Source organism: Traorella sp. mt218 (genome assembly GCF_055420025.1).
In genome coordinates this window covers 20,158-43,246 of record NZ_JBVAYM010000008.1, presented here as the reverse complement: position 1 = coordinate 43,246, position 23,089 = coordinate 20,158, and the positions used below count along the sequence as shown (strand labels likewise).

The 23,089-nt window shown below is 38.0% G+C and carries 24 protein-coding genes and 1 other annotated feature; of the genes, 16 read left to right on the top strand and 8 right to left on the bottom strand.

Translation table 11 applies throughout. The features are described from left to right. Position 1: 1 nt before the first annotated feature. Both mnmE and ACZYT3_RS05590 read right to left on the bottom strand, forming a co-directional pair. Positions 2 to 1,330, bottom strand: a complete 1,329-nt coding sequence (gene mnmE / locus ACZYT3_RS05595; RefSeq protein WP_464088021.1) for a tRNA uridine-5-carboxymethylaminomethyl(34) synthesis GTPase MnmE — start codon at positions 1,328 to 1,330, stop codon at positions 2 to 4. A 57-nt stretch (positions 1,331 to 1,387) separates the two neighbouring features. Further along, complete coding sequence (locus ACZYT3_RS05590; protein ID WP_294562118.1) at positions 1,388 to 2,902, bottom strand: bifunctional metallophosphatase/5'-nucleotidase; 1,515 nt, start codon at positions 2,900 to 2,902, stop codon at positions 1,388 to 1,390. A gap of 111 nt (positions 2,903 to 3,013) precedes the next feature. Here ACZYT3_RS05590 and ACZYT3_RS05585 point away from each other — a divergent pair, with 111 nt between their 5' ends. The 3 genes from ACZYT3_RS05585 to ACZYT3_RS05575 are packed head-to-tail and all read left to right on the top strand — an operon-like array spanning position 3,014 to position 4,887. After that, positions 3,014 to 3,787, top strand: a complete 774-nt coding sequence (locus tag ACZYT3_RS05585) for an inositol monophosphatase family protein (RefSeq protein ID WP_464087978.1) — start codon at positions 3,014 to 3,016, stop codon at positions 3,785 to 3,787. Between the two features lies 1 nt (position 3,788). Further along, a complete protein-coding gene (locus ACZYT3_RS05580; protein ID WP_294562116.1) occupies positions 3,789 to 4,310 on the top strand; it encodes a DUF5662 family protein in 522 nt (173 codons plus the stop codon). 7 nt (positions 4,311 to 4,317) lie between these two features. Then, entirely contained in the window at positions 4,318 to 4,887 is a 570-nt protein-coding gene (locus tag ACZYT3_RS05575) for an ECF transporter S component (protein ID WP_464087977.1), read from the top strand. Here the strand turns inward: ACZYT3_RS05575 and nagA are convergent. The 5 genes from nagA to ACZYT3_RS05550 form a co-directional block, all read right to left on the bottom strand. Then, on the bottom strand, positions 4,884 to 6,017 hold the full coding sequence (nagA, locus tag ACZYT3_RS05570; protein ID WP_464087976.1) for an N-acetylglucosamine-6-phosphate deacetylase: 1,134 nt from the start codon (positions 6,015 to 6,017) through the stop codon (positions 4,884 to 4,886). The two genes, ACZYT3_RS05575 and nagA, sit on opposite strands and share 4 nt — an antisense overlap. A gap of 57 nt (positions 6,018 to 6,074) precedes the next feature. Beyond that, positions 6,075 to 7,652, bottom strand: a complete 1,578-nt coding sequence (locus ACZYT3_RS05565; RefSeq protein ID WP_464087975.1) for a PTS system mannose/fructose/sorbose family transporter subunit IID — start codon at positions 7,650 to 7,652, stop codon at positions 6,075 to 6,077. Between the two features lie 11 nt (positions 7,653 to 7,663). After that, complete coding sequence (locus tag ACZYT3_RS05560) at positions 7,664 to 8,134, bottom strand: PTS sugar transporter subunit IIB (RefSeq protein WP_464087974.1); 471 nt, start codon at positions 8,132 to 8,134, stop codon at positions 7,664 to 7,666. 4 nt (positions 8,135 to 8,138) lie between these two features. Next, entirely contained in the window at positions 8,139 to 8,519 is a 381-nt protein-coding gene (locus ACZYT3_RS05555; protein WP_464088020.1) for a PTS sugar transporter subunit IIA, read from the bottom strand. A gap of 78 nt (positions 8,520 to 8,597) precedes the next feature. Then, complete coding sequence (locus ACZYT3_RS05550; RefSeq protein WP_464087973.1) at positions 8,598 to 10,541, bottom strand: BglG family transcription antiterminator; 1,944 nt, start codon at positions 10,539 to 10,541, stop codon at positions 8,598 to 8,600. Between the two features lie 179 nt (positions 10,542 to 10,720). Here ACZYT3_RS05550 and ACZYT3_RS05545 point away from each other — a divergent pair, with 179 nt between their 5' ends. From ACZYT3_RS05545 to ACZYT3_RS05485, 13 genes are all read left to right on the top strand, one after another. Next, positions 10,721 to 11,317 (top strand): uridine kinase family protein, encoded by a 597-nt coding sequence (locus ACZYT3_RS05545; RefSeq protein WP_464087972.1) that lies wholly within the window; start codon positions 10,721 to 10,723, stop codon positions 11,315 to 11,317. A gap of 17 nt (positions 11,318 to 11,334) precedes the next feature. Continuing rightward, positions 11,335 to 12,207: a DUF362 domain-containing protein gene (locus ACZYT3_RS05540; protein WP_464087971.1), complete on the top strand. Its 873-nt coding sequence runs from the start codon at positions 11,335 to 11,337 to the stop codon at positions 12,205 to 12,207. A gap of 225 nt (positions 12,208 to 12,432) precedes the next feature. Continuing rightward, positions 12,433 to 13,251, top strand: coding sequence for a hypothetical protein (locus ACZYT3_RS05535; RefSeq protein WP_294562002.1), 819 nt, complete (start codon positions 12,433 to 12,435; stop codon positions 13,249 to 13,251). A 52-nt stretch (positions 13,252 to 13,303) separates the two neighbouring features. After that, a complete protein-coding gene (gene rnmV, locus ACZYT3_RS05530) occupies positions 13,304 to 13,840 on the top strand; it encodes a ribonuclease M5 (RefSeq protein ID WP_294562003.1) in 537 nt (178 codons plus the stop codon). Then, the gene (rsmA, locus tag ACZYT3_RS05525; protein ID WP_464087970.1) at positions 13,837 to 14,703 is read left to right on the top strand and encodes a 16S rRNA (adenine(1518)-N(6)/adenine(1519)-N(6))-dimethyltransferase RsmA; all 867 of its coding nucleotides are present in this window, start codon (positions 13,837 to 13,839) and stop codon (positions 14,701 to 14,703) included. The genes rnmV and rsmA overlap by 4 nt, the downstream gene beginning before the upstream one ends. Further along, positions 14,675 to 15,508 (top strand): 4-(cytidine 5'-diphospho)-2-C-methyl-D-erythritol kinase, encoded by an 834-nt coding sequence (gene ispE, locus ACZYT3_RS05520; protein ID WP_464087969.1) that lies wholly within the window; start codon positions 14,675 to 14,677, stop codon positions 15,506 to 15,508. The genes rsmA and ispE overlap by 29 nt, the downstream gene beginning before the upstream one ends. A gap of 91 nt (positions 15,509 to 15,599) precedes the next feature. Beyond that, the gene (locus ACZYT3_RS05515; RefSeq protein ID WP_294562181.1) at positions 15,600 to 16,253 is read left to right on the top strand and encodes a DapH/DapD/GlmU-related protein; all 654 of its coding nucleotides are present in this window, start codon (positions 15,600 to 15,602) and stop codon (positions 16,251 to 16,253) included. A 13-nt stretch (positions 16,254 to 16,266) separates the two neighbouring features. Beyond that, positions 16,267 to 17,220 (top strand): ribose-phosphate diphosphokinase, encoded by a 954-nt coding sequence (locus ACZYT3_RS05510; protein ID WP_294562182.1) that lies wholly within the window; start codon positions 16,267 to 16,269, stop codon positions 17,218 to 17,220. A 2-nt stretch (positions 17,221 to 17,222) separates the two neighbouring features. Continuing rightward, positions 17,223 to 17,621 carry a DUF1622 domain-containing protein gene (locus ACZYT3_RS05505; RefSeq protein ID WP_294562183.1) on the top strand — a complete coding sequence of 133 codons (399 nt, stop codon included), beginning with the start codon at positions 17,223 to 17,225 and terminating at the stop codon, positions 17,619 to 17,621. A gap of 123 nt (positions 17,622 to 17,744) precedes the next feature. Further along, positions 17,745 to 17,947, top strand: a binding site (T-box leader). A 117-nt stretch (positions 17,948 to 18,064) separates the two neighbouring features. Then, positions 18,065 to 18,820 carry a transporter substrate-binding domain-containing protein gene (locus ACZYT3_RS05500; RefSeq protein WP_464087968.1) on the top strand — a complete coding sequence of 252 codons (756 nt, stop codon included), beginning with the start codon at positions 18,065 to 18,067 and terminating at the stop codon, positions 18,818 to 18,820. Positions 18,821 to 18,845: 25 nt separating this feature from the next. After that, the gene (locus ACZYT3_RS05495) at positions 18,846 to 19,547 is read left to right on the top strand and encodes an amino acid ABC transporter permease (RefSeq protein WP_464087967.1); all 702 of its coding nucleotides are present in this window, start codon (positions 18,846 to 18,848) and stop codon (positions 19,545 to 19,547) included. Continuing rightward, positions 19,540 to 20,268: an amino acid ABC transporter ATP-binding protein gene (locus ACZYT3_RS05490; RefSeq protein WP_464087966.1), complete on the top strand. Its 729-nt coding sequence runs from the start codon at positions 19,540 to 19,542 to the stop codon at positions 20,266 to 20,268. The genes ACZYT3_RS05495 and ACZYT3_RS05490 overlap by 8 nt, the downstream gene beginning before the upstream one ends. Continuing rightward, positions 20,268 to 21,386, top strand: coding sequence for an aminotransferase class I/II-fold pyridoxal phosphate-dependent enzyme (locus ACZYT3_RS05485; RefSeq protein ID WP_464087965.1), 1,119 nt, complete (start codon positions 20,268 to 20,270; stop codon positions 21,384 to 21,386). Before ACZYT3_RS05490 ends, ACZYT3_RS05485 begins: the two co-directional genes overlap by 1 nt. 278 nt (positions 21,387 to 21,664) lie before the next feature. Here ACZYT3_RS05485 and ACZYT3_RS05480 read toward each other — a convergent pair whose 3' ends face one another. Then, entirely contained in the window at positions 21,665 to 22,945 is a 1,281-nt protein-coding gene (locus tag ACZYT3_RS05480) for an ATP-binding protein (RefSeq protein WP_464087964.1), read from the bottom strand. Positions 22,946 to 23,089 lie beyond the last annotated feature (144 nt).

Sequence of the window (23,089 nt, the reverse complement as noted above, 5' to 3'; positions counted from 1 at the left end):
GTTATTTCCCCAAACAGAAGTTTGAAAAGAGCGTATCTAATAAATCATCTCTTGAAACTTCTCCTAATATTTCTTTTAATTGTGTATAAGCTTCCTGTAAATCAATCGTGACCATATCAAGTTCGATACCGTTTTTTAAAGACTCGATGGCCTGATTCATTGAATTGCGTGCTTTCATCAGACATCCGATCTGACGTTCATTGTTTAGAATCGGATTTTGAATTGAAATAAGCTCTTGCTCATAATAAGATTCGATTTCATGGATCAGATCGTCTAATTCACCCTTTGCGGCACTGATAGATAGACCTTCTTTTTCTGCAAGATCATTTTTATTATAGACAATGATACGTCTTTTATCGGCAGTCATGTCTAATAATAACTGATCCTGTTCATCAATCTCACTGGTGGCATCTAAGACGACAATGACCAGCTCTGCTTCCTCAATGGCTTTTTTTGATCTCTCAATACCGATTTTCTCAACAGCGTCATGGGTATCCCGGATACCGGCAGTATCAATCAGATTCAGATGGATCTGACCAAGCTGGATATGTCCCTCAACAAGATCACGGGTCGTACCGGCAATATCGCTGACAATTGCCTTATCCTCTTCTAACAGGGCATTTAATAAAGAGCTTTTACCGACATTGGGCTTACCTACGATCGCCGTTTTGATTCCTGCTTTTAAAAGCTGTCCGCTTTCACTTTTCTTTAAGATTTCATTGATTTGATCCAGCCATGACAGACTCATTGGTAAGACGCGCTCATTGGTGAGCATTTCCACATCATCATATTCCGGATAATCAATGTTGACTTCGATCACAGCAATAATATTCAATAAATCTTCGATCAGCGGTTCAAGTAATTTCTTAACGCTGCCACGAATACCGGAAATGGCCATCTTTGCATTGGTCGGGCTGTTTGCACGGATCATGTCATTGACGGCTTCTGCCTGGGTAAGGTCGATACGTCCGTTTAAGAAGGCGCGTTGTGTAAATTCACCCGGATTAGCAAGACGGGCGCCGCAGGATAAAAGGATCGATAAGATTTTCCTTGTGATATAAACGCCTCCGTGACAGTTGATTTCTACCAGATCCTCACGTGTATATGTCTTAGGTGCCTTAAATACGCTGACAAGGACCTCATCAAGAATTTCATGCGTATGAGGGTCCTGAAAGGTCGCATAGCGGATCGTATGTGAGGGCGATTTTGTCAAATCAATATTACAGCACTGATTGACAATTTCAATGGCATCATCACCACTTACGCGGACAATGGAAATGGCACCCTCACTTAATGCAGTAGAAATAGCAGCTATCGTATCATTCAGCATCATATCACCTCCATGTTATTGTAGCACAAAAATAAAATCACTGCATGAAAACAGTGATCATGGAATGATTTTAATATTATTTTGGTGATTTACTTCGATCACAGGATGCTTTTCGATATACTGACGCAGGCATTCTACCATATCTTCCTGATAAGCCATGATAGGCTCACAGTCCTTGATCATAAAGAAATCACCGCCACAGGCAGCACGATAATTGCTCATGGCCATGGTAAACGAATCTTCATCTTTGACAGGAATGCCATGACGGGTAAGGGAGATGATACGGGAACCCACAGGATTGGATACCTGAATCGTATATTCCACACCATCTACCATATCATAGTTATAATGCGCCGGTTTAGGTGCAAGATAACGAGGGGCTACACCGATTTTGCCATCTTTGATCTCAAAATATTCCGCACATTTCTCTAAATATTCTTTAAGTGTCTTACCACTCATACGAACCACACATAAGGTATTCGGATATACATAGGTCGATACAAGATCACGCATCGTGATCGTTGAATTGAAGCCGGTCGCATCATTAAACAGCGCAACGCTGGATAAATCAGCTTTGGTGAAATCAAGCTGGACGCTGTTAAGAAAAGAAACAAGGGGATGTTTATGCAGCCGGGCATCAAAAGCATCATGGATCAACAGATCACCGTTTGCCAGTCTTCCTAACGGCTGATCCAAGTATTCCTGAGTGGCCTTTTCCTCTTCTTCGATCAGCGGATAAAGCGATTCATCAGCCTCACCATCAGCACTGATGAGCCTTGCCACTCTTTCATTTGTATCCAGGTCCCATTCAATATAAGCCAATTCTTTCGCATTGAAAGCTGTCTGGGTGACACAGGTATTGTGACAGAACTGGGCAATCGAGCGATGCTGGTGACCGCTGATCATGACATCAATACCTTCGATCTCACTGCACATCTTATAGCCAAGATTTTCACCTGTAAGGTTCTCGGTAGGTACACCACTTTCCAAATCTTTTTCAAAACCACCGTGGTAAACTACTAAGATTCCTTTTACGTCTTCTTTTTTCTTGATCTTATCTATTGTCTGTTTCAGCTTATCAAACACATTTTCGAATGTCATATCAACGATATTTTTCGGCTGTTCCCAATTTGGTATATATTGAGTGGTCAGACCTACAAGGGCAATACGATTGTTTTTGTCAAATTCATGGATCACATATTCTTTTCCAAAACAAACACCCTTATCAAATAAATTGCTGGTCAGACATACAGCATTCATATCATGAATATATTTCCAGACATTTTCTTTACCAAAATTAAATTCATGATTTCCCAGATTCATATAATCATAATTCATCGCATTGAAGCATTTGGCCATAGGATGGATCCGGTCTTCAAATTTTAAATGATGAACATAATCAAGAGGTGATCCTTCTAGGACATCACCATTATCAATCAATAGAGTATGCTTATCTTTATGGATCAATGATGATAATTTCATTAATCCCATGTTCATTTCTTTAGAATCACTGTAACGGTATGGCGTAATCGTACCATGTGTATCACTTGTTGCGTAAATCTTTATTTTCATCTTCATTCTCCTAACATATTATTATTCAATGAATTTAAATACTTGTCAATGATAAATATAGCTTGAAAAACTATAAAAAACAATTAAAATTATCTGTATGTGGAGGTAGGTATGGATTATCAGAAGATAGCGAATGAAATAGAAAAGATTGCCAGAAATGCAGGTCAGCTTATTCTTCAAAAGGAAAAGCTGGTCATTAAAGAAAAAAGTGATGCGGCCAATATCGTAACAAATAAGGATATCGCAAGTCAGCATTATATCATAGGGGAATGTTCAAAGCTGATTCCAACAAGTAGTTTTTATGCAGAGGAAGAGGATCAGCGTGAGCTGGGAGAGGAATTTACATGGGTCATTGATCCTATTGACGGAACGACCAACTATGCATATGACTATAAACATTCCTGTATATCGATTGCATTATTGTATAAGAAAAAAGGTGTCATCGGCGTTATCTATGATCCTTATTTAGATGAATGCTTTACAGGTATTGAGGGACAACAGAGTACATGTAACGGTGTGCCGATTCAAGCGGGCGATCATGATGTTGGACATGCGCTTGTTTTATTTGGATCGTCACCTTACAATAAAGAGCTGGCTGATGTTACTTTTGAGAATGCGAAAAAGCTATATCTCAACTGTCGTGATGTGCGCCGAAGCGGCAGTGCAGCCTTGGATATCTGTTATGTTGCCTGTGGCAGGGTAGATGCTTATTATGAAGAACGCCTCTCTCCATGGGATTATGCGGCCGGGCAGGTGATTGCGAAACAGGCACAGGTAAAGATGATGGGTCTTAAAGGTGCAGCTCTTGATTACACGAAACCGATCGGTGTCCTCTTTGCGAATCAGCGTTGCTTTGAAGGAATCCTTAAGATCGTAGGTGAGTAAGATGAATCGTCTGATCGGACATTTGACCACGATTACCCGCCATAAGATAAAGGTCGGCAAGCTATGTTTTAAATGTGGTCTGTATAAACAAGGAATCCTGCATGATCTGTCAAAGTATTCATGGGTTGAGTTTTCCGCAGGAGTCAAATATTTTCAGGGAAACCGCTCGCCTATTGATAAGGAAAAAGAAGTAGTTGGATATTCAAAAGGCTGGCTGCATCATAAAGGAAGAAATAAGCATCACTGGGAATACTGGATCGATTGCAATCATCAAGGTGTATTTGGTACCAAGATACCGAATAAATATATTGTAGAGATGTTTTGTGATCGTGTGGCTGCCAGCATGATCTATTATCCGAATAACTATACGACAAGCAAGCCTTTAGAATATTTCATGTTGAATCAGCACAATTACTGCATGCATGCTCAAAGCAAGCAGACATTAAGAGATATGCTTGAGATGTATGCGCAAAAAGGGCTTGATGAAACGATTGCCTATATTAAAAAAGAGATTCTGAAATGAGGGAAGTATGAAGAAAAATACTAGAACATTTGCACATATCGCAATTTTCGCAGCATTAAATTATGCGGTTTTCAGCTATGGCAAAATCGATATCCCATTAGCCGCCGGATCATCAGTAGCCATTCATGTGGCTAATGCGGTGGTTGTCGTTTCTGCACTGCTTTTGGGACCGGTAGAAGGAGGAATTGCGGGAGCAATAGGACTTTCGATTGCTGATATCATGGATCCACGCTATATTGCTTCAGCACCTAAGACGTTTCTTTTGAAGTTCTGTATCGGCTGGATCTCGGGAACATTGGCTAAAAAGATGAATGTTTCTAAAGAAAAGGACGCAAAAAAAGCTGCTTTGAACACAGCTCTTTGTGCTGCTGCCGGACTTGGTTTCAATGTCATCTTTGATCCTATCATCGGTTATTTGTTTAAACGCTTTATCTTGGGGATCGAAGCCGATGCGGCAGCTATCATTCTTGCATGGAGCGGTGGTGTAACAGCTTTTAATGCGATTATCTGTATCTTTGTAGCCGTAATTCTTTATATGGCATTGAGAAAGCCATTTGCGAACATGAATAAGAATTAAGAAGCAGAATATACGATATCACCTAAATGAAAGGTTTCTTTTAGATTCAAGGAATGATCCAAAATACATAGATCGGCATCATTACCAATCTGAATGAATCCTTTTTTATTTTGTATACCTAAATATGTTGCCGGATTTTGTGATGCTGCCAATATGGCATCTTCTAAAGATACTTCACAGTGTGTGACAATATTCTTCATGGCCTGAAGCATGCTTAATGTACTGCCGGATAAAGAATCAGTTCCAGCCATATAGGCACAGCCATGACGCATTTCAATAGCTTCACCATCTAATTCATAGCTGCCCTCAGGCAAGCCCTTGGTTTTGAGAGAATCGGTAATCAGGATGACCTTGTCTTTCGGTTTACAACGGAACAGAATTTTCAATGCTTCAAATGATACATGATATCCGTCACAGATACATTCACTGTAACAGTCATCGAAAAGAAGTGAACAGCCCACAGTTCCGACTTCACGGTGATGAAGGCCCAGCATTCCATTGTAAGTGTGGGTAAAACCATTCAGACCATGTTTCTTTGCTTCTGTACCTTCTGTGTAAGTGCAGCCGCAATGCCCTGCAGAAATAACGACAGAACGTGTGTGAAGATAATCCATGAGCTCATATGCATGTTCAAGCTCACAAGCAAGTGTGATCAATTTAACACAATCTTCATGATCTTGAGCAATCTTTTTATAGGTATTGATATCAGGTTGTAAAACGTATTTTTCATTCATAGCACCAAGGTGTTTATCTGAAATAAAAGGGCCTTCTAAATGACTGCCTAAAACACTTGCTTCAAGGTGCTGATTTCTTAAAGAATCAATGAGTGCGATACTATCGTGCATTTTCTCTATTGTAGAAGTATAAGGGCTGATCAAGAGTGAAGTAGTACCTTCTAAAGGTAAATGCCGGATCCAGTTTCGCAGGCTGTCTATATCAGCATTGTTAGCATCACAGCCATAACCGCCATGTGTATGGATATCAATCAGACCGGGAATGATATAATGATCAAAATAACATGCCCCCTGACCATAATCGCTGATCTCAGCAATTTTATTATTTTCAATACCAATTGATGCAGGAACAAATCTTCCATCGATAAAAACATTTTTTGAACAAATATATTTCATAATCTCTCCTTTTTTTTTCAAATAAGAAGGATATGGAAGAACCATATCCTTGTGTTACTATAAGATACCCACAAGAGTCAGAAGCACTCCTGCAACAAGCATTGCAACCATCAAATGCATAAGTTTGAATCCCTTTTTCAATAAATGAGATACGCAGAAGACGGTAATCAAAGATAACATGCTTGGTAAGATGGCATCAAAGAGATCCTGTAATACGATAGGTTCCATTTGACCGATCGTAAATGTCAAAGGGGTCGTAACAGTAACCATTGTAACGGTCATGGCACCTATGACCATCAATCCCATGATGCTTGCACACTGCGAAATATTCTGCAGCAAATTACCTTGACTAAGCTTGCGAATGAATTCTTTTCCAAATTTATAGCTTAACATCAATCCATTGTAACGAATGAGTATATGCGGAACATTGAATATCAGTAAGAATATAACAGGTGCCAGTAAGTTGCCCTGTAAGGCAAATGTACAGGCAACACCGGTTGCAATCGTTCTGATAATTCCCCACCATAAGGAATCACCAACACCCGCTAAAGGACCCATAAAAGCAACTTTGACAGCATTAATAGAATCAGGACTCATATCTCTGTTTTCGGCATACTCTTCTTCCATCGCTACTGAGATACCCATGATTAAAGTAACTAATTGAGGCGATGTATTAAAGAAAGCCATATGACGCTGTAATGCTTCAGATAAATCTTTTTTGTCCGGATATAGTTTTTCTAATGCCGGGATCATGGCATAGCAGTATCCAAATCCCTGAAATCTTTCGTAGTTGAAAGAAGCTTCAAGGGTCAATGAACGAAAGAATATACGATATAAATCTTTTTTGGTAATCAATGAGTTTTTAGGTTGCGATTGAGTTGAGTTGCCATCTTGACTTGTTTCGTTAGATTGTGAGGTAAAAAAGAAGATCAGGATAGCAACGCATCCTCCTAAAATCGCAACTGCCATCGTATCCATATTTAAATAAGCAGCTAATACAAATCCGATAAAATAGAAAGCAGCAATCTTTTTATTCCAGATAAGATTTAACAATAAACCAAAGCCCAATGCCGGGAGCAGCTTGACACCTGCATCTAAACCGTTGTAAATCACTTGTGGGATACTGTTTACAAGAGCTTCAACAGCACTTGAACCAATTAGGATCGCTATAAAAGTAGCAATAAAGGCACATCCTCCAAAGCAGGCAAAACCTAAATAATGATTGATTTCAATGCCACGAGGATTTCCTTCAGACGCTGCTTTATCGGCACGAGTTACAAAAAATTGAATTACGATATAATAAATCTTTTCTAATAAATTATAGAGAATACCAATAGGAAGGGTAAGAGCAGTTGCCACTTCAACACCATTCCCGGTCATGATCGCAAAGGCTGTGCTGACAACTCCACCTACAAGCAAGCTCATAGGTACTGCCCCACCGATCTGCATGATTCCGATATATGCTAATTCCAAAGAACCACCAATGATCACACCCTGAACCGGATCACCCAAAATAATACCAACTAAAGGTCCTAATACGATCGGACGATGCAGCATGGATGAACCGAGCATATATTCTGCCTGTCCTAAAAAAGCAACAAGCCCAATTAATAAAGCTTGAATAAATAATTCCATTTTCCTCTCCTTTATAATAATTTATTTAATTGATTTTTCTTATCATCCGGGGTCGTGCGAATATACACCTCTACATTCTTTGCTATCAATTCTTTTGCGATTGCGACATCTTCAGGTGTTAATGTTACTGAAGTGGAGTATCGTGTAGAATTAGGCCTTTCTCTCAACTGACCTAAATTTAAAGAATTGATAGTAGTAGATGCATCTATGATATTTTTCGCATCTTGCATGTTATTTACAACGACAAGCACATGAGCAGAATTTGTTTCTTCAATATTAATTTGTCTGATTGCATCTTTCACATCCAAAATCATGAGTTCCACACCCATTGGTTTAGACATACCTAATGTCATCTTTAAAAACTCATCATGAGCCACATTATCATTAGCGATAATAATTTTTTGGATGGATAATGTTTTTGTCCAAAGAAAGGCAACCTGCCCATGTAACAATCGATCATCAACTCTCATTAAACTAATCATAAAATTACCCCCTTGATTTAAAATAACTGTTTACTAAAACCATCTGGTTTTTAGCCTGATCAATCAGATTTAAAAGATTTTGTTCATTACATTCATCGTCTGATAAATATAAACACTCAAGTATCAGTGCTAGATTAAAGCCGGCTATAATCATGATCTTATCAGACATCATTTTACGAGTAATCTCTAAATTTACACTTCCGCCAAATAAATCAGTAAATATCAAAGTTTTTTGATTGGGATCTAATAATTCGATCAAATCATTGATTTCCTTTGATATATCATCGGTCGTGTCATAGGCATTCAAGGTGAAAATATTTTTCTTATCCGCTAGCATCGATAAAGTATTTTTTACACCCTCTGCCATACATGAATGTGAAGCGATGACTATGTTGATAAAGATCCCTCCCTTCGCTTTTATTTAAATATTATTTCAATAAGTTTTCAATTTTTGTTTTTTCACTTAATAAAGTGAATGGGTATATTGATTCAATTCGTTTATCAATTCTTCATAATCGAGTTTTTTTAGAAAATTCGATATATTTTCATATTTACATATAAATTTTGATAGGATTTCCATAATGATTTCAAATTCATCTACATTTTTAGAATTGGTAGATATCCAAATGATAATTTTAACTAATTGTTTATCCCAAATGACTTGTTTTTTTGTAATGAAAAACATGATTTCAATGTCATCACTTTTCTTTGATGAGTGAAGGATCGAAACCAGATTGCCGACTTCAGAGCTGAGCGTTTTCTCAATTTCTTTGATATATCTGAATTCTTTTTGATCATCTTTATCTAAAAGCTTTTCAATTTCATTTAATACTTCGTACTTGGCATTTCCTTTGATATCAAAGAATACATGTTCTTTTTTGATGATTTTATTAAAATGAATCTTATTGTAGCGTATCTTTTCTAAAGAATATTCAATTTTTTTGATATTATTGATATCTTTGCTTGAGATGGTGATTGTCGGTATTTCTTTACTGTCAATATCTATTGTTGATAATAAGACATCATAAGTAGAATTTTTTAAATCTAACGTATTGATGTCTTTGTAGTCGATGACCGTGATATTATCAATGATATGGCCAAGCTTTTCATTCAGCTCATTAATGAGCATGATGCTTTCGGGACGCCCGCTTCCACATAAAAGCAAGATATGGTATTTTTTCTTTCCTTTTTTTCTTGATAAGGCCCAGTTAAAATATAATACCAAAAAACCATATTCATTGATTTCCAGTTCTAAATCAAATCTTTTTTTAATGATTTGACGCGCCTCAAAGGTAAGCAGGTAAGAGAAGATATATTTTCTAAAATATTCATAAAGAGAAGCATTTCTAAGCGTAAAATTCAATTTTAATCGTGATAACATCGGTGGTAAATGTAAACTTAACATCTTTTTTAGTTCATGATCATGATGAAAAGAAAGCCCATATTTATCTTGGATGGCATCAAATATCTGTCGGATCAAATTGTCAATTTCACTTTTATCTGTGTTTAAGATATCCGCATTTGTTTCAATGTGTTTTGTCTTAAAATGAATAGCAAAATAAATAGATTCATCAAAAGGAAGCATGATCGAATATTGTTTTTCTAATTCTTTAACGAGTTCGATTCCGGCTTTTAATTCTTTTGTGCCATAAAGATAATCAAGATATTTATCTTCTGATTTTGCAAAGTTGTATAAAAGCCAGCGACGTATGGCTACAAAGATATGTATGACCATATTTTCTAAAGAATAATCACTCATTTGAATAGAATTTTGTTCACAGATACGGATTAAAATTGATTTGATGGTTCTTATTTCTTCTAAACTATGTTCATTTGAAAACATGATATTATCTTCGGTTAAAAAGGATTTAGATATATTATTATGAAAAAAGAATTCCGCAATGCATATACGAATGTCAATTTCACTGCCGGATATGATGATTCCCTGTTTATAGATATTTACTATTGCCAAATGGTATTTCGCAAGAATCATCCTTGCTTCATTTAGACAAGAAAGGAATGTTGATTTATCTATGAATAATTCATCTGCGAAATCATCGATCTTAATATAATAATCAACGGTTAATAATTTCATGATGATGAAATTAATTCTTTGAATGCGGTTGTCAGGAATATTCTTATATTGATTTATTTTCTTTCTGCTGATGAAAGAGAGTAATTCATCATAAGAAGCTTGGCTGATGATATGGATATAATATCCATAGTGTTTCCTTGATTTTATTTCAAAGCCATATTCATTGCTGTATTTGTTTATGTTTTTTATATCTGATTTAACGGTTCTGGATGAAACGCTTAAAAGTGAAGCTAAAGCTTCACTGGTTGAATATGTGCTTGATTTGCTTAGCAGCAGTAAAAGTCTTTGTTCACGATCGTTAAGTCCATTCATAGTCTTATTTTATATGAATTCTTAATGATCATCAATTTTATATTTTCACTTATATAAGTGAAAATATAAAATCATTACTTTGCACCTAACTGAAGATTTTAAAAAAGCAGAAAAATAATTTATATAAAACACTTGACTTAAAGTTAACTATAGGTTTTATATTAATATGAGGTGAGGTCATGGCTGATGCGAAAAAGGTAAATTCACTAGATGAAGCAGTAGTGATGATACAGCATGAAATTGCATTAAAACAGAAAAAAGATGCATTGCTGCTGGTTGCTATTGATGGAAGATGTGCTTCAGGCAAGACAACGCTGGCAAAAGTTTTAGGTGAAAAGATTGGCTGTGAAGTGATTCATATGGATGATTTTTTCTTACAGCCGTATCAAAGGACATCTGAGCGTTATGATGAAGCTGGTGGCAATGTGGATCATGAGCGTTTTGAGAAGGAAGTGCTGATACCGTTAAGAAAAGATGGTTCATGTACTTATCAACGCTATGACTGTTCTTTACAGCAGTTAAAAGATGAAGTACATGTTCATGCTCGATCGATTGTCATCGTTGAAGGTTCTTATAGCCTTCATCCACGTTTATGTTCCTATTATGATCTGAAGATATTTTTAGATGTTGATCAAAAAGAACAGATTGAAAGGATCAAAAAGAGGAATGGGGAAGATAAGCTTGAAGTTTTTCTTTCGACTTGGATACCGCTTGAAGAAAAGTATTTTGATACATATCAGGTTAAGGAAAAATGCGGGCTTTGTTTTCAGTTATAAAGAAAGGAAGAGGTAAAATGGAAAAAGCAAAGGTTTATTTTACAAGTGAAGTGTCTAAAGACAGTTTAGTTAAGATGTATGAGGCTTTAGGTGTAGAATATCCGGGAAAAGTTGCAGTTAAATTGCATTCCGGAGAACATGGCAATAAAAATTATTTAAAGCCTGACTTTGTAGAAGCATTGGTGAAAAGAGTCAACGGAACGGTCGTTGAATGTAATACGGCATATCCGGGAGAAAGAGATACGACAGAGAAGCATCGTCATTTGATGGATGAACATGAATGGACGAAATATTTTGATGTGGATATCATGGATAGTGAAGGACCTGATATGGTGCTTGATATTCCGAATGGACAGCAGATCAAGAAAAACTATGTGGGCAAGCATTTGGCGAATTATGATTCCATGTTAGTTTTATCTCATTTTAAAGGACATGCCATGGGTGGCTTTGGCGGAGCTTTGAAACAGTTATCTATCGGTTGTGCTTCTTCTCATGGTAAAGCTTATATCCATGGTGCAGGTGATGTAGAAGCCGATATGTGGAAGACTGATCAGTTACAGTTTGTGACTTCAATGGGTGATGCTGCCAGCAGTGTTCATAAATATTTTGATGGTAAGATCGTTTATGTTACAGCTATGGTAAATATTTCTGTTGACTGTGACTGTGATGGCAATGCTGCTCCTCCATGCATGGAGAATATCGGTATTCTTTCAAGTACGGATCCGGTTGCCATTGATCAGGCTTGTATCGATATCATCTACAACAGCAAGGATAAGGGTAAGGATCAGCTGATTGCCCGTATCGAAGAGAAGCTGGGTGTTAATATTATTCGTGTAGCTGAAGAAGATGGTGCAGGTACCCGTGAATACGAATTGATCAATGTTGATTAATGAAAAAGCAGGAGTGAAAAAGCTCCTGTTTTTATATGGCCGATTTGCCAAAACATGGAAAAAGGAGTACAATGGGTTTTGTGAATGAAAAAAATCCCATAAATTGCTTGATTAAAAGCCCTTTCATGAGGGAATACTAGCAATAAAAGGGATGAAAAATTGGAAAAAGTGGGAAAAAGCATTAAATGTATGTTATACTGTCTAACGTTTTAAAAAGGAGGTTTTATGGTTAAAAGAAACCAATTGATTAAAATATTAGTTGTTGCATCATTATTATGTGGATGCTCATCAACTTCAGCGTTTCATTCAGAAACTCTAGTATTAAAACAAACAGAAACAGAAAGCCAGACTTTGGAAGTAACGATGGAAACTATCAATGAAGTATGGGAAGTCGGTGAAATGCCAGAGATGGTATATGCAGAATATGAGGAAGGCATGGGAGGCATCAGTTGGATTGCATCTTATGTGGATGGGAAAAAAGCAACTGTTAGTGAGGATTATGTTGTTACTTATGACAGTGAAGGCAACATAATTTCGAAGACTGCTGTGATCGGCAGCCGGCAGGAAACAGAAGCTGTTGCACCAAAGATGCAGTTTGGTGGCAGTGTCAGTGTTGGCAGTGAATTTTATCCAACGATGGTTACGTATGGTATTGATTGTGCCGGCTGTTATGTATCACCTGAAGGGACAGGAGGTACAAGTGCCGGTGTCCAGGTAGGTTATCATTCGGTTCGACAGGCGGATGGTGAAATGAGAGAAGGGATCAAGTACGGTGATTATTATATCGTTGCAGCTGATCCAAGCATCCCTCTTTGTTCAATACTGACGATCTATGATCATGGTTTTTCAGGTGAAGGATTGACGCCGGGAGTACCGTTTCAGGCAATTGTATTGGATCGCGGAGGAGCCATTAAGGGAAGTATCCTTGATTTATTTAAAGGAAGTCAGGGCAATACTAACATAAGCAATGATCGCAGTGCCGATACACGGGTCGTTATTGAGCGTGTTGGCGGCAGAAGCGGTTCAAATGCCTGTAAATATTAGAAAGCGTACGCTTTCTATTTTTATTAGATGAGAAATTTGTTAAAATAGAGATATGAAAATTAAGGAAATTATTATTGTTGAAGGAAAAAATGATACACAGAAGCTAAAGCGTTATTTTGACTGTGATACGATTGAAACCCATGGCATGCATCTCTCTAAAAAAACGTTGGAAATGATCCGGCAGGCACAGAAAAAAAGAGGTGTGATCATATTTACGGATCCCGATGCACCGGGAGAGAAGATCCGTACAAGGATCAATCAGCATGTGGAAGGATGCAAGAATGCTTTTATTGACAAGAAGAAGGCCAGGACAACGAAAAAAGTGGGGATCGAACATGCGAGCGAAGAGGATCTGAAAGAGTCGCTGGAACATCTCTTAACGTATTCAGAGAATTTACAGCCAACCTTGTCATGGAGCGAGTTTTTAGAGCTGGGATGCAGCGGAAAGGCGGACAGCTCACAGAGAAGAAGAAAGCTGGAGGAATATCTGCATATTGGTAAAAGTAATGGAAAGACGCTTTATAAGCGTTTAAATATGCTTCAATTGAATCAGCAGGAATGTTTGAAAATATTAGAGGATAAACAATGAAAGTGATTGCCACACCGTCAAGGACGAAGGAAATATTAGAAAAATTTGATTTATATGCCAAGAAAAACTATGGACAGAATTTTCTTGTGGAACCGGGCATCGTATCTAAGATCGCTCGTAATGCCATTGTCAGCGATCATACGGTGGCTGTTGAGATCGGACCGGGTATTGGAGCTTTAACGCAGATGTTGAGCCAGTATGCGAAAAAGGTCGTCGCATATGAGATTGATGAAAGACTGCCGGAGGTATTGGCGTATTCCCTAGAAGATTGTGATAATGTGGAAATTGTCCTTCAGGATTTTATGCAGGTTGATCTTAAAGCATTGGTGAACAAATATCCTGAAGATGATGTCGTTATAGCTGCTAATCTTCCTTATTACATTACGACGCCGATCCTTTTTAAGATTTTTGAATCAGAGGCAGATATCAAAAGGATCACGGTCATGATGCAGAAGGAGGTAGCAGATCGTTTTATTGCTCATGTCAATACAAAGGATTATAATGCTTTAAGTGTGATTACACAGTATTTAACAGATGTGAAGCAGGTGGTCAAGGTGCCGCGCAATGTATTTAATCCTAAGCCGAATGTGGATAGCAGCGTATTGCAGTTTGAATTTAAGAAGAAGGATCCTTCTGTGAATGAGAAATTATTTTTCGCAATGGTCAAGGCATGCTTCAAGCAGCGCCGGAAGACGATCTTAAATAACTTTGGTGAATGGCTGGGGGATAAGGATCAGGCAAAAGCGTATCTGAGCGATGCTGATATATCTAACAGTCAACGGGCAGAGAGCTGTTCTTTAGATGATTTTTTGAAACTTTACAGGAGGATCGAACATGAGGACATTTGCGTATGCGAAAATTAATGCCTGTCTAAATGTCGTCGGCAGAAGAGAGGATGGGTATCATGAATTGGAAATGGTCATGCTGCCTTTGACGCTTTGTGATGATGTTTCGATACGTTTTGCGAAAGCAGACTGGTTTACATGGAATCTGAAATACCGTATCAATGGCAAGAATACGATCGTGAAAGCTGTTGATTGCATGAGAAAAGCCTATGGCATCAAAGAGCATTTCCGCATTCATGTGCATAAACGTATTCCTACGCAGGCAGGTTTAGCCGGAGGAAGTGCTGATGCGGCAGCTGTCATGCTGGCAATTCGTGATCTGTGTCATCTTGATGCGGATGATCAGGAGATAGCTCAATTATCGAAGCAGGTAGGAGCTGATGTTCCTTTTTGTGTCATGTGCCGGCCAAGTGTCGTAAAAGGGATTGGTGAAGTTATTGAGCCTTTTAAGATGAATTGTGATTTTGATGTGCTGCTGATGAAACCTTATAAGGGCGTATCAACAAAAGAATGTTTTGCAGCCATTGATTTTGATACGTGTATCCATCCGAACGTTGATGAAGTGAAGCGGTGTCTTATGGAGGATGATTTTGATTCCCTTCCTTTATGTGTGGCTAATACGCTTGAACAGCCGGCCAGCAGGCTGGTAAAAGAAATCGGCTATGCGAGAGAATATTTGCAGAAAAAAGGCTTTGAAGTTGTCTGCATGTCCGGCAGCGGATCAACGGTATTTGCACTCACTCGAAGACCTGAATTGATTGACCAGGTCATGAGAGATACAAATTATAATGGATGGTTTCGGTATAAATGCAGGGTTTTATGATAACTTGTTGAAATTATATTATGAAAAGACTTTAAAAGCGAGTGAAATTTGAGTAAAATAGAAGTGATATAAAAAAGGAGAAAATTATAAAATGACAAGTGCAGATATTCAGCGGCTGATCAATCAGAAAGTAGAATTCATTGATCCTCAGAGAGTGACGATCGGTGAAGATGTCGAAATCGGAGAGGGAAGCGTTATTTATCCGAATGTGACATTGTTAGGTCATACGAAGATCGGAAAAAATTGTAAGATCCTTCCTAACTGTTTTTTTGAAAATGCGCTCATTGGTGATGATGTTACGATTGATTCTACAAAAATTACAGATAGCGAGGTCATGAAAAATACGACCGTAGGTCCTTTTGCGCATTTGAGAAATCATACAGTGGTTCATGAAAATTGTCGGATCGGAAATTTCGTGGAGTTTAAAAACTGTAATTTTGGGAATGGCAGCAAATGTGCGCATTTGACTTATCTTGGGGATTGTGAAGTAGGTGAGCATGTTAATATTGGCTGTGGAGTTGTAACCGTCAATTATGATGGAAAGAACAAATATAAGACGATCATTGGAGATCATGCATTTATTGGCAGCAATGTCAACATCATTGCACCGGTAACGATCGGTCATCATGCACTGCTGGCTGCCGGTTCTACGATTACGGAAGATGTTGAAGATGGTGCGATGGGAATTGCCAGAAGCCGTCAGACAAACAAAGAAGATTACGGAACAAAATATTTAAATAAATAAGGGGGATCATATTATGATTAAGGATACAGTTATTTTTGCTTTGACATCCAGTGTCGATCTGGCGAATGAGATCGCTCAGCAGCTGGGCATCCCTCTGGGTAACTGCGATGTTCGTCACTTTGCAGATGGTGAGATACTTGTACAATTGGGAGAGAGCGTACGCGGTAAAAGAGTTTATATCGTTCAGTCTACCTGTAATCCTGTCAGCAGCAATCTGATGGAGCTTTTAATTGCTATTGATGCCTGCAAGCGTGCCAGTGCTTCTTTTATCACAGCTGTCATACCGTATTTCGGTTATGCACGTCAGGATCGCAAAGCACGTCCGCGTCAACCGATAACAAGTAAGCTGGTAGCTTCTCTTTTAGAGAGAGCGGGTGCAAATCGTGTCATTACGATGGATCTTCATGCAACACAGATCCAAGGTTTCTTTGATATCCCGGCAGATGATATTGCTTGTCTGCCTATCATAGCAGAGTATTTTCAAAAGAAGCATTTGGACCAGATCGTTGTCGTTTCACCGGATCATGGAGGAACTACACGTGCAAGAGCTTTGGCAGAACGTCTTCATGCTCCTTTAGCAATCATTGATAAGCGCAGACCTCGTCCAAATGTTGCGGAGGCAATGAATATTATCGGTGATGTAGAAGGTAAATCAGTAATCATCATCGACGATATCGTTGATACGGCGGGAACGCTGATCGCCGGTATAGATTTATTATATAAGCAGGGAGCAAAAGAGGTTTATGCCTGCTGTACACATGGTGTTTTATCAGGACCGGCAATCGAAAGACTGAAGAATTCAAATATCGTGGAATTCGTATGTACGAATACGATACCTCAGGCAGAAAAGAAGGCACAGCTTGAAAAGATGACCGTTTTATCGGTTGGTAAGCTTTTAGGCTTGATCATTAAGGGAATGGAGGAGAATCGTTCGGTTAGCGAAGTTCTCCAGTCCTATAACAGTTAGTTATGTTAACGCTATTGTTATTTTCAGAGGCGGCGACGGAAAATGTTGCTTTCTTTGAACGTATTGTTGAATTTATCGTACCTGAGATCATTGGGATCATTGAATTGATGGGCATTATCGTCATTGTTGTAGGTTCAGTGAAGTCCTTTTATATGTATGGAAGAAGTCTTTTGAAGCATGTACATTATCCTATCAAGCTTTCATTGGGAAATGCTTTGGCATTGGGGCTTGAGTTTAAAATGGGAGCGGAGATCCTGAAGACGGTGACGATTCGTACGATCAATGAAATTATGATTCTGGGAGCTATTATTGTTCTTAGGGCCTTGCTTTCAGTCTTGATACATTATGAAGTAAAAAACGAAAAAGAACATAATCAGGATATGGTTGATATGGAATTTTAAGCACTCAAAAAGGAGTGCTTTTTCTTTGAAAGAAAATGTATATGAATGACATTGTTTTACATTTATGATGTAAAAAAAATAATTTTTTTCTTGACAAGTCGTTTTGATTCGATTAATATGTTGTCAACGTCAATGAAAAAGAGTAGTAGTTTTTGGAAGGTCATAGAGAGTCAGTGGCTGGTGGAAGCTGATGCCGGAAGAAAATGAAACGAGCTTTGGAGATGTTGCTGTATGAAAGTAAGGCAACTGTGGTACTCGCATTAAGGGTTGAGAGGCCGGCGAAATGTTGGCAAGTGAAGTGGCACCGCGCTGTCAGCGTCTTCATATGTGAAGACGCTTTTTTTTATTTCAGGAGGTCATTATGAGAAAACGACGGCGACGTTTAGTACAGATATATATAAAAAATGAATTATTGTTTGAAAGGAAAGAAAGAGGTAAAGAAAATGAAGAAAATATTAAAATTAGCAGCAGTAGCAGCAATGGTATTAGGATGTAGCGCATGTTCTCAGACACAAGAGGAAGAAAGCAGCTGGCAGGACCAGCTGATTGAAGAAAATACATTGATCGTGGGAATTTCTCCGGATTATCCGCCTTATGAGTCACTGGAAAATGGTGAGATGGTTGGTTTTGATGTGGATATGATGGCTGAATTGGAGAAATACTTAGGCGTTAACGTAGAATTTGAACAAATGACGTTTTCCACGATCGTCGATGCCGTAAATCTGGGACAGGTCGATGTAGGTGTTTCAGGCTTTACTTACGATCCGGAAAGACAGGTATTGTTTTCTGATCCATATTTGGAATCTGCACAGGTAATTCTGACAAAGAAAGATTCAGGTATTGAATCAGCAGCCGATCTAAGCGGTAAGGTTGTAGGGGCACAGCTTGGAACGACAGGCGCTGATGCTGCTGCAGAAATCGAAGGAGCTTCTGTGGAATTGAATCAGGATGCGAATATTTTAGTTGAAGCATTGAAGGCCGGACAGATGGATGCGGTCGTTGTCGATCTTCTGGTCGCACAGAATTATGAAGAGAGTGATTCATCATTAGTCGTATTAGATGAACCATTGGTGGATGAAGAAAATGGTATTATTTGTTCAACGAGCAATGAATTGTTGATGGATGCTTTGAATGATGCGATCGCACAGTTTAAAGAAAGTGATGCTTACGAAGAATTAAAGACAAAGTGGGGAATGTAATCACTTCAATAAGTGAGGAAAAATTATGGATATTCAAGAATATTTTGGAAAATGTCTGAAAATCGCCAGCAATCCCGAAAATTATAAGACACTGCTGATTGGCGCTGTTTACTCACTTATCGTGGCTTCAATCGCATGGGTGATGGGCATTGTTTTGGGAATTATCGGGGCATCGCTTAAACTGAATAAGAATAAGTTCCTTCGCTTTTTAGGAAACTGCTATGTAGAGCTGATACGTGGAACGCCTATGTTGCTTCAGATCCTGTTTTTCTACCTGATCATGCCTACTTTGATTACCTTGATAACGGGAAATGCTTTCCGTGTCAATAAATTTGTCGTGGGTACGATTGCCATCGGAATTAATTCAGGAGCTTATTCGACAGAATTGATACGATCCGGAATTATTGGTATCGATGCCGGACAGTGGGAAGCCGCCATGTCATTGAATCTTTCCCATTGGGATATGATGCGATATGTTATTTTGCCACAGGCCTTTAAACAGGTAGTACCTCCTATGGTATCGGAATATATCACCTTGATCAAGGATTCCTCGCTTCTTTCAACGATCGGAGCTGTTGAATTGCTTTACAGCGCACAGATCATGGGAGCAAACTATTACAATTATCTTTTCCCTTTGATGATGGCAGGCGTATTTTATTTGGTTATGACCTTCGTGATTTCTTCGATTGCGAAAAAAGTGGAAAGGAGATTAGCGGAAAGTGATTAAGGCTGAACATATTTCAAAAACATTTCAAAATGTAAAGGCACTGGATGATGTATCCTTTCAAATCAGCAAAGGAGAAATCGTTTGTCTGATCGGTCCCAGCGGTTCGGGAAAGAGTACATTATGTCGCTGCATCAATGGATTGGAGATTCCTGATTCAGGAAATATTTATATTGAAGGTAAGCGGATTGATTACACAGATCAAAAGCAGGCATCCGAGGCTCGATCAAAAACAGGCTTCGTCTTTCAACACTTTAATCTTTTTCCTCATATGAGCGTCATGGATAATATGATTCTGGCACCTATGAAAACATTGCATATGAGCAGGGAAGAAGCAATCACAAAAGCAAGAGAGCTTTTATCGCGTGTAGGTCTGGCAGATAAGGAAGAGGCTTACCCTAAGAAGTTATCCGGCGGACAGAAACAGCGTGTGGCCATTGCCCGTTCATTGATGATGAATCCACAAATCATGCTTTTTGATGAACCGACAAGTGCACTTGACCCGGAAATGGTCATGGAAGTATTAGAGGTCATGAAACAGCTGGCTTTTGAGGGAATGACAATGGTCGTTGTGACGCATGAAATGGGTTTTGCGAAAGAAATTGCAAGCCGTATCGTATTTTTAGAAGAGGGTAAGATCATTGAAGAAAACACTCCGGATCTCTTCTTCTCTCAGCCGCAGACAAAGCGTGCACAGGATTTCTTGAAAAAGGTGTTGTACTGATGAAGATTTCACCCTTTAAAGTAGAAATATGGATGAATGAACATGAAAATGACGGCATCTATAATCTGACTGAATCTTGTGTATCGCCATTGAAAATGGGTGAATTATTAGAGCTGTTGGATATCAAAGAAAAATATTTATCTGATCTTTTAGATATGAAGCTTGATTATGGTGATATCAATGGAAGTGATGAATTAAAAAAACAAATCTGTCAGTTATATGAAACAGCAGAGCCATGTAATATTGCCATCGCACAAGGAGCTATTAATGCGAATGAGATGACGATCATGGAGCTGATTGAACCCAACGATGAGATGATTACATTCACACCCGGTTATCAACAGGTATCTTCTTTGGCAGAAAGTCTTGGCGCTAAGGTGATTGAGTTAGAATTAAAGGAAGAAAAAGGCTGGCAGATTGATTTTGATGAATTGGAAAAAGCAATCACCGATAAAACAAAAGTCATCTGTGTAACCTTACCTAATAACCCGACCGGAACGATGCTAAGCACTCAGGCATGTGTCAGACTGATTGAGATAGCTGAAAGACATGATTTATATTTATTCGTGGATGAAGTTTATCGAAGTCTGTATGTTGACAGATTCTGTTATCAGGGAAGTTTGTTTGATTTATACGATAAAGCAATCATCACGTCCGGCTTAAGCAAATCTTTTGGTTTACCGGGACTGCGGTTAGGCTGGATCGTTGGACCTAAGGCTTTTATTGACCGGATCATCTATCGGCGTGATTATCATATTATTTCGATATCTAAGATGAATGATGTCTTAGCTGTTGAGGTTTTGAAGCAGAAAGAAAAAATACTATCAAGGAATCGTGATATTTGTTTGAAAAACAGGGCTTATCTTGAAGAATGGATCAAGCATGAAAGACATATTACCAATTCTTTTACTTCAGGAACGACGCAATTGATTCGCTATGATATGAAGATACCAAGTGAAGAATTATCTCTGCGTGTTCAAAAAGAAGCCGGTATCTTCTTTGTTCCCGGAAGCTGCTTTGATTGTGAATATCATCTTCGTCTTGGTGGAGGTATCGATCCTATTATATTTCAAAATGGATTAAACGTATTTTCAAACTGGTTAAGACAGTTTGATTAAATCTAGCGTGAAGTGGAGATATATAGTTGTGCGATTAAATTTTTATGCTAATCGTGATAATATAAAAGAACTGGAACCTGACGTTTTAATAATTGCTATGATGAAGCTTATCATGATATTGATGCAGTAGGGAAACGAGTTATTATTGGTGGTGGAACTATTGGCTGTGAATTAGCATTCACTTTGAATGTTTAAACGATTCTGTTATATTTAGTGTTGCTTAGGTAAAATAAAAAGAGGTGAAAATTATTAAATTTCACCTCTTTTGAATGATCTTATTAATCTTTTAAACATCCGATTGGAATTACTAAGACTCCATCATCCCTACGATACCCATATTCTGTTCCAGTAAGTACAATTTTTAAGTCTGGTAAACGAATAGGTACTTGTTTTTCTGTTTTATTATGGTCATTTATAAGTTTTTCGATTTCACAAAGGTGGTGTGCACCTTCGTCGATTTCATTTGCTCCTAATTTGATTTCTATTAATGCATATCTTCCATCTTCTAAATGTAGTACTGCATCAGCTTCTAACCCATATCGGTCATGATAATAGGAGACTTTACCATTGTTTTTAGAAGAATAAATAATTAAATCTCTAATACATAATGACTCGAATAGAAAACCTAGTGTCTTAAAATCTAAATTGAAGTATTCAGGACTAAGACCTAATGCTGCAACAGCTATTGATGGATCTATAAAATTAATTTTATTGGAAGCACGAATGGCTGATTTTGATCGGATTGCAGGACACCACGAATGAATATTTTCAATAATATAAAGTTTTTCTAAAGCATTCTCATAATCAAAAAAAGTTGATTTTGATATTGAACAAGTCGCTTCTACATCTGCTTGTATTGTACTTTTTTTTGCTAATGTACATATATTTCTAGCATAAGATCTTAATATTGTTTCTGACCACATAGGATTTCGCTTGACTCCATCAATGTTAGAAATATCTACTGTATATGTCTGTTTGAATAAATCCTTAGCAATTTCTAGTTGAGATTGTTTCGTTTTATTGTTAATTGCTCTTGGCCATCCACCCCTACAAATTGCGAAAATTAAATCATCTAAGTTTATATTGGATTGACATCCATCAAATTGGTCAGGATGATTAAATAAATCAATCAAAGATACGCTTCCATTTGATTCTAGACTTTCATACAAACTCATAGGATACATTTTTAAGGTAGAAATTCTTTGGGTTCCTGTATGAGGGGTGTTCACATTTTGTGACGTTGAACCCGTTAATATGTATAAGCCATTTTCTTGACGATCATCAATGGATTTTCTAATAGCTCCCCAGATTTTAGGTGCGTCTTGCCATTCATCGAATAACCTTGGAGTTTCACCAATGAGTAGCCTTGACGGCTGGTTATTTGCGACTGCTAGTAAGTTATCGCGAATATCTTCATCTTGAAATTCAACAATGCTTTTAGCTTTCTGCTTTGCCGTAGTAGTTTTTCCACATCCTTTTGGACCAACGATCAAAGCAGCACCAAAACTTTCTAATTTAAGATCTAACTGTGCATCTACGATCCTTTTTTTATATTCCACAATAATCTCACCATCTTCCTATTGTTATTATACTATTTTGTGGCACTTTGTCAAACCATTTTGTGGTATTTTATCGGACTGATTTGTGATATTTTGTCAAACTGCTTTGCTATATTATATTAGACTGTTTTGTGATAAAAATCG